Origin of the sequence: Mycoplasma bradburyae, from assembly GCF_024338845.1 — a bacterium.
Classification (GTDB): domain Bacteria; phylum Bacillota_I; class Bacilli_A; order Mycoplasmatales; family Mycoplasmoidaceae; genus Mycoplasmoides; species Mycoplasmoides bradburyae.
This window is the reverse complement of record NZ_CP101414.1, coordinates 207,435-223,098: the sequence shown is the minus strand read 5'-3', so window position 1 is coordinate 223,098 and position 15,664 is coordinate 207,435. Positions and strand designations below refer to the sequence as shown.

General features: G+C 27.7%; 8 protein-coding genes. All 8 read right to left on the bottom strand.

The window, feature by feature from the left end; translation table 4 throughout:
• Positions 1 to 8: 8 nt before the first annotated feature.
• The gene (locus NMG68_RS00930) at positions 9 to 1,616 is read right to left on the bottom strand and encodes a CTP synthase (RefSeq protein WP_255034833.1); all 1,608 of its coding nucleotides are present in this window, start codon (positions 1,614 to 1,616) and stop codon (positions 9 to 11) included.
• Positions 1,617 to 1,629: 13 nt separating this feature from the next.
• Positions 1,630 to 3,798: a RelA/SpoT family protein gene (locus NMG68_RS00925; protein WP_255034832.1), complete on the bottom strand. Its 2,169-nt coding sequence runs from the start codon at positions 3,796 to 3,798 to the stop codon at positions 1,630 to 1,632.
• A gap of 14 nt (positions 3,799 to 3,812) precedes the next feature.
• Positions 3,813 to 5,558: an aspartate--tRNA ligase gene (gene aspS / locus NMG68_RS00920; RefSeq protein WP_255034831.1), complete on the bottom strand. Its 1,746-nt coding sequence runs from the start codon at positions 5,556 to 5,558 to the stop codon at positions 3,813 to 3,815.
• A 1-nt stretch (position 5,559) separates the two neighbouring features.
• Positions 5,560 to 6,819: a histidine--tRNA ligase gene (gene hisS / locus NMG68_RS00915; RefSeq protein ID WP_255034830.1), complete on the bottom strand. Its 1,260-nt coding sequence runs from the start codon at positions 6,817 to 6,819 to the stop codon at positions 5,560 to 5,562.
• A gap of 541 nt (positions 6,820 to 7,360) precedes the next feature.
• Complete coding sequence (locus tag NMG68_RS00910) at positions 7,361 to 8,551, bottom strand: restriction endonuclease subunit S (protein ID WP_255034829.1); 1,191 nt, start codon at positions 8,549 to 8,551, stop codon at positions 7,361 to 7,363.
• A 192-nt stretch (positions 8,552 to 8,743) separates the two neighbouring features.
• Positions 8,744 to 9,838: a restriction endonuclease subunit S gene (locus tag NMG68_RS00905; protein ID WP_255034828.1), complete on the bottom strand. Its 1,095-nt coding sequence runs from the start codon at positions 9,836 to 9,838 to the stop codon at positions 8,744 to 8,746.
• A 148-nt stretch (positions 9,839 to 9,986) separates the two neighbouring features.
• On the bottom strand, positions 9,987 to 12,686 hold the full coding sequence (locus NMG68_RS00900; protein WP_255034827.1) for a cytadherence protein C: 2,700 nt from the start codon (positions 12,684 to 12,686) through the stop codon (positions 9,987 to 9,989).
• Positions 12,687 to 12,698: 12 nt separating this feature from the next.
• Positions 12,699 to 15,452: a cytadherence protein B gene (locus NMG68_RS00895; RefSeq protein ID WP_255034826.1), complete on the bottom strand. Its 2,754-nt coding sequence runs from the start codon at positions 15,450 to 15,452 to the stop codon at positions 12,699 to 12,701.
• Positions 15,453 to 15,664 lie beyond the last annotated feature (212 nt).

Genomic DNA, 15,664 nt, shown 5'->3' with positions numbered 1-15,664 from the left:
CTCGTAAATTATAACATTTTCATTTTTTTAACTAGGCAATCAAACAATGCCTCAGCGTGAGTAATTTTAGAAGAAAATTCTGGATGATATTGACAACCAATAAAGAAAGGGTGATCCTTAATTTCAATCGTTTCCACAAGATTTTTCTCTTGATAAACCCCCGAAATAACAAAGTTATTATCATTAAATTTATCTAGATAATCATTGTTAAATTCATATCGATGACGATGCCGTCTTTTCAATTTATCCGATTGATAAATTGATTTAATTAGAGTATTATCTTGAAAACTTACTTCATAATCACCTAATCTTAAGCTACCTCCGATATTATCGTTGTTTTGTTCCATTAATTTAAATATTGGATATTGAGTATTTGAATCAAATTCTCTAGAATTAGCATTTTCAAGACCAAGAACATTTCTTGCGTATTCAACACATGCTAATTGCATGCCTAGACAGATTCCTAAAAAAGGAATTTTATTAATTCTTGCAGCCTGAATAAATTTAATTTTCCCTTCAACACCGCGATTACCAAACCCACCAGCAACAACTACTCCATCATATTGTTTAATCTTAGCTGTAACCTCATCAAGGTTGGAATCATCAAATTTAGAAGATTCAATTCATTCGATATCAAGTTTTACATTATTGTGATAGCCAGCTAAATTAATCGACTCAATTAATGAAGCATAAGCATCTTGAAACTTAGTGTATTTACCAATGATAGCTAACTTCTTAGTAAGATTATTTTTATTATTAATCTTATCAACTAGATCATTTCATGCATCTAGTTGTTGGTTTAAATTGATTTGGATTTGCAATTTGCTAGCAATCTTTTCGTGGATTTTTTGATTATATAAGTAATGAGGTAAGAAATAGACATTATCAAGATCGATTGAACTAAAGATATGATCAACATCTAAATAAGTGGAATTAGCGATCTTATTTTTAATAGTTTGATCAAAAGCAGTTTTAGATCGAACAACTAAAAAATCTGGGTTAATACCAAGATTGTTTAATTCTTTTAGTGAATGTTGTAATGGTTTTGTTTTAGATTCGCTATTAGATAAACTGATAATCGGCACAACATGGATAAAAGCAGTTGTTTGTTTATCATTTTCACGGATAATTTGTTTAATCGCCTCAATAAAAGGTAATGACTCAAGATCACCAACTGTACCACCGATTTCACAGAAAACTAAATCATATTCTCCGTTATTAGAAGCATCATAAATGCGTTTTTTAATTTCATTGGTTACATGTGGAATTAATTGAACTGTTTTGCCTAAATATTCACCTTTACGTTCTTTGTTAATTACGCTAAAATAAACTTTACCAGATGTCACTGAAGATTTTTCACTTAAATTTTGTACTAAAAATCTTTCATAATAACCTAGATCTAAATCAGTTTCAGCTCCATCAGATGTAACAAACACTTCACCATGTTCATATGGAGACATTGTGCCTGAATCAACATTTAAATAAGGGTCAAGTTTCAAAACATTAATCTTGTAATTTTGATGTTTAAAAATACTAGCAATCGATGCTATGATTAATCCTTTACCAACAGAAGAATAAACTCCTCCAGAAACAAATATATATTTAGTTTTTCTCATAATCTAATAGTTTTTATAATAACTTCCAATTGAATGACATATCTTTTAATGTAATTTCATCCATAATGAAATTTAAATGTTTCATATTCTGGACATATATCCCAAGATCAGCAAAGAAAGTATTGTTTTTCTTATCTTTGGTGATACTTAATGAAAAAATCTTAGCGTTGTTATTAATAATTACCATTAAAATGTCATTAATAACATTACCACTTCAAGCGCCATGAACTTTAACATAACTTCTAAACAACCTTGGTTTGGACTCTAATTTTTCATCATTCCAATTTAGCGCTATGATTTTTTCATTATTAAGCTTTTTAATATTCTTACAATTTGGAGAGTGAACATTAAGAATATTTTTTTGAATCAAACCAGCCGAAGGAATATAAGGCAAGATCGAACAACACTTACTAATTTTAATACTAGCAAAATCAATCCCAGGAATCTCTTTAAAATAAGAGTTTTGGAATAATCATTTAGGTCGGTTGATTTTTAGTTGCTTTAAAGTCTTTTTTCAATTATAGTTTTTAGAAAAAAACTCATACTGTTCGTTATTCTTGAAATTAATCTTACTTACATATTTAATATATTCACTAAGATCATTAAATCCAAGAATTTGTACTCTCTTAACAATATCAGACGATGAAATTACATTCTTTTTCAAAATTTTTCTTAGCTTAGCCAAGAACTGTGCTTCAGTCTCTTCATAACTATTAATTTGTTCGATAATTGCTATGATTTCTTTTTTAATTGCAGGGTTCTTGATAGATTTTAATCAGCTTTCACTAATCTTAACTTCGCTGCTATATTCAAAACTAACAACATCCCCATCATCAAGTTTCTTATCAAATGAAATAATGTCGTTTGAACAAGTGATTTTATCTAAAAAAATAAATTCTTCAGGATTAACACGATAAGCTAACTCAAGCGCGGTAATTGATGATGGCAACGAATAACTTTTATTATTGTTAGATACCAAAACATCAATTAAAGATCCTTTAGTTAAATCTTTTATTAAACTCAAGTCTTGTGCTTTTTTCTCATTAAAAATATCCACTTGAAAACGATTTAAAACTTCTGTTTTGTATTCATCAGTTTGACTGATATCTTGATTAAGTTTATAAGCTCAATGTGATGCTAACCCTAAGTGCGAGTTGCGATCCATGCTTTTAGTTCTTATCTGAACTTCGATTTGAGCACCATCAACTAATACAGTTGTATGAATCGATTGGTATAAATTATTTTTAGGAGCACATATGTAGTCCTTAAATAATCCTGGAACATATTTATAGTTAAGATGAACTAATCCTAGTACATGGTAAGCTTCAAATTCATTTTCAACAATAACTCTTAACGCATAAATGTCATGAATATTCTTAATATTATGCCGATAATTAAGTTTTTGATAAGTTGAATAAACACTTTTGATTCTTGAAGTAAGCTCATAAGATAGATGGCTACCATCTAATATTTTTCTGATTTGTTGTTCAAAGTTTTTTCATTTAGTTTCATTAATTAATTTATGAACATTGATTAATGATAAAGTGTTATCAAAAGCTGTTGGGTTAATTATCTGAAATGTTAGATCTAGTAATTGGGTTTTAATTCAATACATACCCAATCTTCCAGCAATCTGAGCGTAAGTATCAAATGTTTCTTGAGCAATAATTTTTTGGCGATCAGGTCGTAAAAAATTAATCGTTGATAAGTTATGAAACCGATCAGCTATCTTAATAATAATTGGACGGATATCTTTTGAAATTGAACTAAATACACGGATTGTGTAATCTAATTCATTTTTATGAGGATTAAAACTTCCTGCGCTTTCACGGTTTCTTTTAGCTTCAGAGGAAATTTTAGTAACAACCCTAACTAGTTCTAAAACATCATTATTAAACGTTGATGAAATCAACCGTTTATCTACAGGTGTATCTTCTAATAAGTCATGCAGCAAACCAGCGATAATTGTATTATCATCCATTTTTCATTCTGCTAACTTAATGGCAGTTTCAAGCGGATGGATAATATATGGTTCACCACTTTTGCGCTTCTGTTCGCCGTGTCAAAATTTCGCGAATTCAAAAGCAGCAATAAATTTTTTAATACTGCTTTCAGAATAGTTATTCTTTACTAAGATTTCTTTAAAATCTTCAAGACGAACGTTGACTGATTGAAAATCCATTACAATATAATATTTTACTTATTTTTGATTGATAAATAAAGTTCATTTAAGAATTGTTCATTAATCGCTTCTGATGGTGAATTGTTCATCAAATCAAACCCCTGGTTGTTCTTAGGGAAAGCAATAATATCACGAATTGATTTCGACTTAGTTAAGATCATAAGAATACGATCAGAACCTAAACCAATTCCACAGTGTTGGGGAGCGCCATATTGATAAGCATCTAATAAGAAACCAAATTTATCATAAGCTTCATCTTTAGATAATCCTAATGATTCCATAACTTCTTCTTGAAGTTTTGGATTGGTAATACGAATCGCACCACTACCTAGTTCAAAACCATTTAGTACTAAGTCATAAGAAGAAGCTCTTGCATTCTTCTTATCTTCATTGAAAGTATCAATACAAGAAGGATCTGGTGATGTAAATAGGTTATGAGCTGAAACGTATTTGTTTTCTTTTTCATCTCATTCATATAATGGTCAATCAACAATTCATAAGAACTTGTATTCATCTTCATTTGCTAATTGATAGATCTCATTTAATTGCGTTCTAACAGCACCAAGGGATTTGTTGATCACTTCAAGACTATCATCCCCGACAAAGAAGATCGTTCCTTTTTTGTTGTTTAATCCTAGGTTAGTTAGATCTTGTTGGTCAATAAAGCGTTTAATTGAACCATCGATGATTTCGTTATTTTCATAACTAAATCAACTTAATGCTTTAGCATGGTTGTCCTTAGCGTATTTTTCTAGAACTTTGTGTTCTTTAGATGATACTAAGATATCATCTAGAACAATTGCTTTTAATAAGTTTTTATTCGCAAAGTTCTTGAAAACTTCAAACCTGTGTTCTTTAAATGTTTTAGATACATCAGTCAATTCACACCCAAATCTTAGGTCTGGTTTATCAGTCCCATAAAGATTCATTGCGTCATCAAACTTCATACGTATAAAGTTTGGTTCAATCTTAATGTTCATTAACTTATCAAAAACATGAACAAACATCTTTTCAATTAAAGCAAAGAATTCTTCTTTGCTCATAAATGAAACTTCCATATCGATTTGAACATGTTCAGGTTGACGATCTTTTCTTAAGTCTTCATCTCTAAAACATCTTGAGATTTGAAAATAACGTTCAAACCCACTGATCATTAATAGTTGTTTATAGATCTGTGCTGATTGTGGTAGAGCATAGAACATATTAGGACCACATCTAGAAGGCACAACATAGTCTCTAGCACCTTCAGGGGTTGTTTTAGATAAGATTGGCGTTTCAATCTCAGTAAAGTTCATTGAAGCTAAGAAGTTACGTACGATTAAAAAGAAATCTGAACGTAGTTTCATATTTCTTTGTAACACTGGTCTTCTTAGATCTAGATAACGATATTTTAATCTAACTTCTTCTAAAGCATCAGTTTCATCTTCAATAATAAACGGAGGTGTTTTAGATTTAGAAATAATTGTTAATTTATCAATTAACACTTCACGATCACCTAGTTCTAGATTCTTGTTAGGATCTTTTTTTAGTTGAAGTAGTCCTTCAACTAAAACTAGATCTTCACGTGATAAACTAGCGTACTCATTTTTCTTATCTAATAACTGGATTAATCCTGATTTATCAGCAATTTCAATAAAATTGAAATTCCCTAGCTTACGGATATTTTTAACTCAACCAACAATCATTGTTGGTTGGTTAAGTAAATCATTGTTTTTTAATTCAATAATCGGTTTACGGTTAGTAAAATCTAATGGTTGCATACTACTTAATAAAGTCCTCTAGTTTAATTGTTTGTTGTTCTTGGTTATCTAGGTTTTTAATCGTAACGGTATTTTTTTGCCATTCATTATAACCCAATATAATCAGATGAGAGTACTTAGCTCTTAGGGCGTATTTAATTGCTTTGTCTAACTTTTTTAATCTCGGATTAAAAAAGACATTTAATTGTTTATCTCTTAGTTGTTCGGTTAATTTTATTGTATCTATTAATTTATCCTCTTCAAGGTTGATTACTAAATATATGTCTTTTTTTGCTTGAAGGAATAAATTATTTTTAATTTCTTCATCTAAGTAACAGATAAACCGTTCAATACTTAAAGCAAATCCGATTGCTTGATGATCTTTATTGGTTAGTTCTTTAACTAGGGTTTGATAACACCCACCAGCTAATAAAGTACTTTGGGATTTATCTTGGTTATCAAGAATAAATTCGAACACCACTTCAGAATAATAATCCAACCCTCTTACTAGTTGTTTATTAACAACATATTTGATATTTAATTGATCTAATTGATTTAAGAAGTTCTTAAAGTATTGTTGTTCTTCTTGCGAGATGAATTGTTCTATACCTGGTGCGTTCTTAACAAAGTCTTTGGTGGATTCTAACTTATCATCTAGAATTCTTAACACACCATATGATCCCAATCTTGATTGGGATAATTCTGTTAGTTGATCGTAATATTGTTTAAAGTATTCATTTAAATGATCAACTCATTTTTGTCTTGAATCAAAGTTTCCGATTCAATTAATGTTTAAAACACATTTAAGATTAAAAGTATTAAGGATTTTATTTGCAAACAGAATTGTTTGCAAATAATCACTAGAATCTAAATCACCTACTAGTTCAATACCAAACTGATGGAATTCGCGCATTCGTCCTTTTTGAGGGCGTTCATAACGAAACATTGGTTCTAGATAAAAAAGCTTTAGTGGTAACGCTTTTTTATCTAGCAACTTGTGTTCATTAATTGCTCTCATAACACTTGCAGTACCTTCAGGACGTAAGGCTAGTAAGCGTTGAGATAAATCATTGAATTGGTAAAGTTCTTTTTTAACGATATCAGAATGTTCTAGGTTGCGATTAAATAACTCCGCATGTTCAAACACAGGAGTTTTAATTCTTTCATAAGCATATTGGTTAGCTATTTCTATGATTTTATTAGTGATAGCACTAAATAAAATCATATCTTCATCAAACCAATCAATAGTACCTCTAACAGCTTTTGTTTCCTTAGTGTTCATTTATTAATATTAATACTTATTATCTTATCTAGATATGGTTAGTAAACTAACCAGACCTTGGTTTGTAATATTATAAAAAAAAGAAGTAAATATAAATTTACTTCTCTTATTTTTGTTGGGTTGTGGTAGTTGGTATAAGAATGAGATGAATTTAGTTAGGGGTTATGTTTGTTTGGTTTGATTGTTTAGTGGATTAGAAATTGTTTTGATTTGGTTGGATTAATTTAGGTTAGGTATGGTTAGTAATTAAGGTGTTTTTTGTTAGTCAATTTTATGTTGATTATTTTAGGTTGTGTTTTTAAGGAATTTTTTATTAAAAAAAGTTAAATTTACCGCTTATTTTTGATATTTTGTTAGTTATAGATTGATTAAATTTTATTGCTTTTTTACCACTTAAATCGACTAGTTTATTTTATTTAAAAACAACATTAATTTAGTAATAAAAAAAGAATAACTGAATCATATTTTTAAGATCAATTATCCCTTTAATAAAAGTGTAGTTTTTGTTATATACTAATCTTTTATTTAATCTAAAAAACTATTAACAAAACATTTTATTAAGTAAATTCTCTTTCACAAGATTTAGTTTGCTTTCTTTTTGTTTTAATAAGTTTATTAAATTATCAATCTTCGAGAAAATGTCAGATATTTTTTCTCTTTCTTTTTCCTCTGTTGGTAATTTTACTTCAATCTCAGCCATTACATAATTCGATAATTGCGGACGGGTACCTTGTATTACATGATTAGGTGTAACTTTGTTTAAGACTTCAGAAATCATTCAATCTGGTTTCATAGTTTTCTTTAATAAAACTCCACAAACGTCAGTGCAATAAAATTTCCCTTGTCTGTATCTTACTGTTCCGGCGTAACCAACAGTGGTTCAAGTAATAGCATCTTGATATAAGAATTCTTTATAAAAACCAAATAAACCATTATTTAGAGTTTTTGATGAGTAAACAGGGTAAGGATTCAAACCACTGCAAACTTGAGATACTTGCTTTTCGTTAAGGACATAACCCTGAGTTATCTTGAATATATTGTTAATAACAAATATTTTTCAATCTTTATCAAACCCATTAAATCTTATATCAGGTTTGTTTTGATTAGTTTTAGGAAACATATTACTTAATAATGCTTCCTTGCAATTCTCTAATTTAGATATTTTAGACTTAGTTGATTCAAGGAGATTTTCAAATGAAAAGAAAAGATTACCAATCTTTTTCATTTCATCATCAGATGTTAGTGAAACAGTTACACCCTTAACTATATCTAGATTTATGTACGGCTGAACTCCAACTAAAACAAGTTTGTTTCAATAATTTGATTGATGAATTCATTTAAGTTCTCAAAAAATAAAATCTCTTAATGTATTCGATTTAAATCCTATATTATAAAACGCTTCCGAAGTTGCGCAATCCATGTTCATAATCACCACTTCCCCATACGAAAAAGTTGTGACCAAACTAATAGTTCCTTTAGGGTAAAATTTAGCAACATTACAGTCTAATGCTAGTTGCGTTATTTTCTTTTCAGTTTTATTAATAAAGCAACCATTGTTATTGATATCAGAAATTTTTAAAAACGGAATTCTACCACCGTAATACGATTTATTGCTAATTAATGGCGTTCTACCTAATCCTAAGTAGCTTACCAACTCTTTTAATTGACTACTTTTTCACCCCTCATCAAATCCTTTAAATCTTATCTCTGGAATGTTTTTATTCTTATTCATCTTCATCGATTTAAATAATTACGATAAGTATATTAAAGACAAAAAAATATAGCTAGTCTTGACCATGAAAAAATACCTCCAAAAAGTTTGTTATTCGGGGTACCTTCATACTCTCTTTTTTTTAACACATAATTGTATTTAGATATAAAAACTGACATCCAAAAACTTTCGTTTTTTAGAGGTCAGACACAATTAACAATACATTTTATTAATTAATGATTCTTTTATAAAACCTAGTTTGGCGTGTTTTTGTTTCAATAATTCGATTAACTTATCTAATTTAAGAAATAATTCACCAATTTTTACTTGTTCTTTTACATCAGGAACTTGTATATCTATTTCTCCATATTCATTAAAATAAATATGTCGAATAACTCCACCTGATATTAATGAACTAAAGTTTAATATAGATAAACGAGCAAATAGAAAGCTTGCATCAAATTTATTTTTAGGAATTAACCCACCTAATGTACTTGTAAAATAAGTATAAGGTTGCATTAATCTAACACGACCAGGATCGCCGTCTTTTACTATTGAAATATAACTCTTATTTATAAAAGAATCATTTGTATAACCTATTTTTTTACTAGAATCAAATAATTCATATTTACCAAATGATTTTGCATCCGAAATGATTAATTTTGATACTTTATAATCAACGATATTTTTTATCTTGCTAATGATCCATCCTTCACTAAACCCTTTAAATCTTATCGCTGGCTTATCATGACGAGATTTAGGAAACATATTATTTAATAATGTCTCCTTTATAAGATTTAGTTTGTTTTCTTTTTGTTTCAATAATTCGAATAACTTATCTAATTTAACGAATAACTCACCAATTTTAACTTGTTCTTTTACATCAGGAACTTGTATATCTATTTCTCCGTATTCATTAAAATAAAGATGATGAATAACTCCACCTGACATGAATGAGCTAAAGTTTAATATAGATAAACGAGCAAATAGAAAGCTTGCATCAAATTTATTTTTAGGAATTAACCCACCTAATGTACTTGTAAAATAAGTATAAGGTTGCATTAATCTAACACGACCACATTCACTACCGTCTTTTACTATTGAAATATAACTATTTTTTATAAAAGAATAATTTGTATAACCTATTTTTTTAGTAGTATCAAATAATTCATATTTACCAAATAATTTTGCATTCGAAATGAGTAATTTTGATACTCTATAATCAACGAGCTTTTTTATCTTGCTGATGTTCCACCCCTCACTAAATCCCTTAAATCTTATCTGTGGAATATTTTTGTTTTTATTCATCTTTATTATTCTAAATAATTACGATAAGTATATTAAAGACAAAAAAATATTGCTAGTCCTAACGATATAAAATAACCCCTATTTTTAATAGGGGTTATAGTTAAGTATTGTTTATAGTTAGGCATTAGTTATTAACTCAAGAATATCACTAATTAATCTTTCTGGTCTTATCAGCTTGATAAAAAGAAGTATTGTTTACTTGTCTTGTTTGGTTATTAAACCCTTGGTTAGACCTTGGAGGATTGTTTCTAAAACCATGAGCTGTTGTGTGATTCATTCTACTTGCTTGACTAAAAGCTTGTTGGTTGTTAGGTGGGTAGTATCCTCTAGTTGGATTTTGTCTTTGGTTAAAGAATTGAGGATTATTAAAATGATTGTAATTACTAGGTCTTTGGAATGGTTGATTAATAATTCTTTGATTATTATTAATCATTCTTGTTTGGTTATTACCAATATTTAAATGATCGTTAGGTTTATTAAATTTACCTGTCAATCTATTACGATCTGTTTGTGGGTTGTATAACTTAGTTTCAATCTTTTGGTAAATGATATTAACCGAATCATTTAATTTGTCGATCTTGTTGTTTGCGTTAGTAAATAATTGCAATGATACCTTCTTGGTTTTCAAGATTTGCATAATAATCAAGAAGATAAATGCTAATAACAAGATCACGCTTACAATTATTGATAAAACAATTGTAGGCACTAAATAAACTGGACTAGCTTTTAAATTATTGTATTCAAAACTAGGGAACTCTAGATTTTTTAAGATCTGATCAGTTTTATAATAATTACCATCAAAATAAGGGAATTCAAAACTGATAACAAATTTATTATCATTAATTACATTAGTTACAACTCTTGGTGCCCAATTAATTTTTCCTGGTTGGTAATCGTACAATTTGTTAATAATAAAATCATTATTAACAATATCATAAGCATTCATCGTGTTTAGTTTTTGTTCAACTAAATATGATGCAGGTTTAAAATTAACTGTTCCTCATAGACTAGAACCTTTAGAATCAGGCTTATTGTCAAATACTGGAACCCCATTGTTAAAGAAGTCTGCCTTAATGTATTTTTGATTAGCTTGATCTAGATAAATTAAATCTGATTCAATTAAATTATCAAGATCTCTAAAAAGATAAAAAGCATTATCGTTTAATACAAGAATCAAAAAAGCTAAACCACTTTTAGTGGTTCTGTAGATTTCAGAATAGTTAATTAACAATACTTCATCGTTGGTTATACTTATATTCGTATTAATTTGATTAACTCAGGTTGTAGATGTGGTTGGATTATAAAAACTAATTCATCATATAGCTTTGTATAATATGATATTAGTAATGTAATCAAATCCTGACATAGACGTTTCATCGTCTAATAGGTTATATATGCTATCTGTATGTAAAGTATATGTATCTCCAGAAAAGATAAAACCAATAATTTGCGATCTTAAGATTAAGATCCCAATAAGATTAGGATAACCATTAATTTTATTATCAGATTGATCTTCTTGAACTGAATAGTGATAAGCGTATTGACTTAATGTGTTAGCTTGATCAGGTTTATTTAAAACATTAGTATATAGTTTGATGCTATAACTAGCTGAAAAAAATTCGTTAACTGTACTAAAGTTGTTGGTTATTTCAACTACTTTAGATTGCGAAATAGCACCACTAATAAAGATATTAGAGTAATTGGTATTAGTACTACTATAGTATGTAGAACTAATAATGTGACTAAACTTATGGTTAGTCTCATTGATCTTAATAATTGGAGCAGGGATTAAACCTAAATGTAAAGAATAGATTGAAGTTTGGTTTTGATTTTCTGGATTATTCTGATCAATTAATTTTTGTTTAATAACATTGATTCCCGTAATAAAATAAGCAGGGGTATATAACTTAATATTGTTAACTACAAACTGAGTAGTTTTGGTATGTTCAGAATTATTATAATTACCTAAACTTCAGTTTAGATTGGTAGTAGCAAATAATCGTGGATATATATTAATTAAGTTTTTATTATTATCTAGAACATTATCATCTGTTTTATTTACATCAAATAAATAGAACCACAAACTAACAATATCATTGCTACCAAATACTGCTAAACGATTATTGATAAATGCTAATCTACTAATTGAGTTGTAGTAATAATAAGAGATATTATTAAGAATTGAACTATTCGTAGGTCTATCTAATAAACCTAACGCATAGTTTTTATTGTTAATAATTTCATCATTGGTCGGATTTTTAGATAATTTTGGTTCAAAACCTACTTTAATAAATAAACTAGCTAAATCCCTTGAAAAACGATAAGGGTTTAGTTGAAACTTCTTGATGATCTTTAAAGAGTTATTTTCATCTTTTAGTTCTAAAACATAAGCAGGCGAACTAATACTTATTGTTGATAAGTTATTACCTGTGATATTAACTATTGGATTTTTAATTAACAAATAGTAATAATCTGGTTTGAGATTATTAGCTACAAAATCCACTGTTTGATAATTAATAAAATCTTTTCCGTAGTTATAGCTATAATAAACATTCCCAAAAACATCCAGTTTTTTAACACCTGTTTGAGTTAATGCAAAATAATCATTCTTACTATTTTGCACATAAGTATTATTAGTTGTTTTTAGATCGTCATATGAATTATTCTGTTCAACTAAAGCGGTTTTGTTGTTTAAATTAGTTGCTTGTATTTGATTATTATTTTGGTTATTACTAATAAAGATTTTAGTTAAACCTAAGCTAATGAAGATAACAAAAAAGATACTAACTAAAATCTTAATTAGGTTACTTTTATTTAGTTTAGTAAATCTTTTTGATAACTGCTTCATTAATAATTTATATTATTCATTTATGACCATTTTAGTATTTTGTTTATATTCACGCATTTTAGCAAAATTAACACGTGAATTAGTGCTATTATCTTGTTTTATTTTATCTTTTTGCTTATTAATTATATTATTGTCTATTTTTTTAGTTTTACCATTTAACATTTTAAATTGTTGCTTATGTTCATCATCGGCTTTTTCTTTAGCTGATAAGCGTTTAAAATGTCTAGAAGAATGAATCAACGACTTAAATACAGAACCAATCGATAAAACTAAACCATCCATTTTTAAAGTATTAGTTTTAAATGATTTTAGCAATGATCTACGTTCTTTAATTAAAGATAAACCAACTATAGTCATTGAAACCATTCCAATAATCAATATTAATAGTGGAATAAATATTCCCATATATAAATAAACCTGATCAATTCCCAGGAATCCGTTAAAATTACCAAAGCTATTATCACTATTTAAGTAATCTGATTTATTAGGAATAATTTCGTATTGTTTAGTTATATCACTATAAACATAAGGAACTAATTTAAATTTAGATTGTTCATAATCTAAATCCACCACCTTTAATTTAAGTTTGTATTCTTTATCTTTATTTGACGGAAAGTATTCATAAACATTTTTAATCAAATCATTTTTTAAGATTACTTCATCGTTTTTTATATCAAACAAATCTGCTAGATTTGTTTGACTTAAATTAATACTTCTAGTCGAAATAAACTCACCACTACCTAAGAATTTAACTCTTTGGGCTATTGGATTAATTATTCCGTTATTTTGAATATTGTTAGCACTTAAAGAGTAGATATTATAAGAATAATCTTCGTTTTGTAAATATAATGCATCTGAACTATTAAATTGCAATAAGCCATTAGATTTTTTTATTGATCTTGAATTGAAGTTAACGTTCTTATTTTTTTGATCACTAAAACTAGAATAATAAAATTTCGGATTAGTAGCGGTTGTTGAATCAGGAGCAAATAAGCTAAATAAATAATTTTCGTTAGAATTAACTACTTTAATTCCTCTAAAATCCTTGAAGTTAAAGATAGGTGTAAAATTTAACGGTCCATTTATGTCGTAATCAATAAAATCTTGATTTGATAAACGATATAAAAAATTAAATTTACTTGGTTTAATTGATATTGCAGAAGGTCCATCAATTTCTAAAATATATGGACCAACTTGAACTGCATAACTATTATCATCAAGGATAATTAATCCTCCAACATCATTTTCATTAAACCCATGACGAACAGTTAAATTATGCAATGTTCCTTCAACTGATTTATTATCTGATGCAATATTTAAAGCGTCTATATTGGGTTGAGCTGTTTCAGTTGTTCAAGGGGCTATTAATCTAAAACCATATGAGTTTTGATTAAGATAATAAGTTCTATCAACATTCGATTCATCAATCTTATTATCAAGTTTAGCTAGATCAGATAAATTAAAAAAGAATCCAGCTAATACTTTAGGTCCAACAGAATTTTTTTGAGCATTATTAGCACTTAACGGAATAGAACTTAATGAATTTAATGTTGCTAATTTATTAGGTTCATAGTTTTGTTTGTTTAAAACTACTTCATTAGAATTATCATCAGCGCTTAATCCTGTGGTAACACTTCCGAATAAGAAGATATAATTCTTATTATTGTTTAAACCAGGTTTAACTCCTGCTACTGCTATTCTAGGCACTAATGTATAGTTTTTATTTTGACCTAATAAAACTCTTTGTGTATCTGGATTAACAGCAGTTAATGAACTTAGTAAATAAGCATAAGGATAACCTGTAACAATAGGTCTTTCAGAGTAATTATTATAAAATCTTGCTCTAAAAACTCCTATTGATAAATATTTAGAAGCCTCTTTACGATCTTTTTGATCATCATTAATTCAGTTACCATTCCCTCCAAATATGAATACATCATTTTTGTATTCATATAAGTTAGCTAAATTGGTAATATATTGTAATCAAGGTAATGATATAAAGTTAGAATTAGCACTAAATCAAGAAGGATGATCTTCTTTTTTGAATGATCCATTAACTCCATAGATGGTTGGTGTATTAGATTTTCAACTAGATGGATAATTATCGATTAAAGCGCTAGGTGGAATATTCACATAATCAATAATACCGATTGGATTACTAATATGATTTAAATCTTCTTTTATTTTTAAAATTGTTCCTTGAAGTGTTACATCTGTTGATAATTCTTGAAAGCTAAATAACTGACTTTTAACATCATTATTTAGTATTTGTTCACTTACAAGCAAAACATAATAAATTGATTGATCTTCTTTTGATTGAATAGCTTCTGCCACAATCTTTCTATAAATACTATTAATAAAAAGATTATCTTGACGTCTTAGTACTAATTTATCACCACTATATACTAAATTGTTTTTGCTATCTGTTAGTGCTATTCTATTAAAATCATTTAAATTGAATTTTCATTTTAAGTAACCAAAACTATCAATTCGTTCTAATCCACCATCAAAACTAAGTGCTAATAAACCACCATCACTAGTAGGTGATGATGAAAAATTAGCATTAGCATTTCATCTAATTTTACTTAAAGAGTTATTTTTAATTATCTGATTAGTTTGGTTATCTTCTACTAGACTAGCTGATTGTTTTACTAGGTTAGTGTTTCTTGGATTGCAATTAAACAACTCAAGAAACACTAAACTAATAGCAGTTATTAGTAAGATAATAAAAAGGATAAAATATTTTTTAAATCGTTTTTTAAACATTATCTTTAAATTACTAATAATCTATTATTATTGTTTAGTTTTAAGCTTTATTAATATTTAATAAAGCTTATATGCGGTTTTATATCAAAATAATAGGTATTCTTATTTTATCAATTTAAATGTTGTTTTGATATTGAACTATCTATATTTTAATAAAACAACCCCTCTTATAATAGGTAAGATTACCTTATTTGGAGGGGGTTTTATTTAAT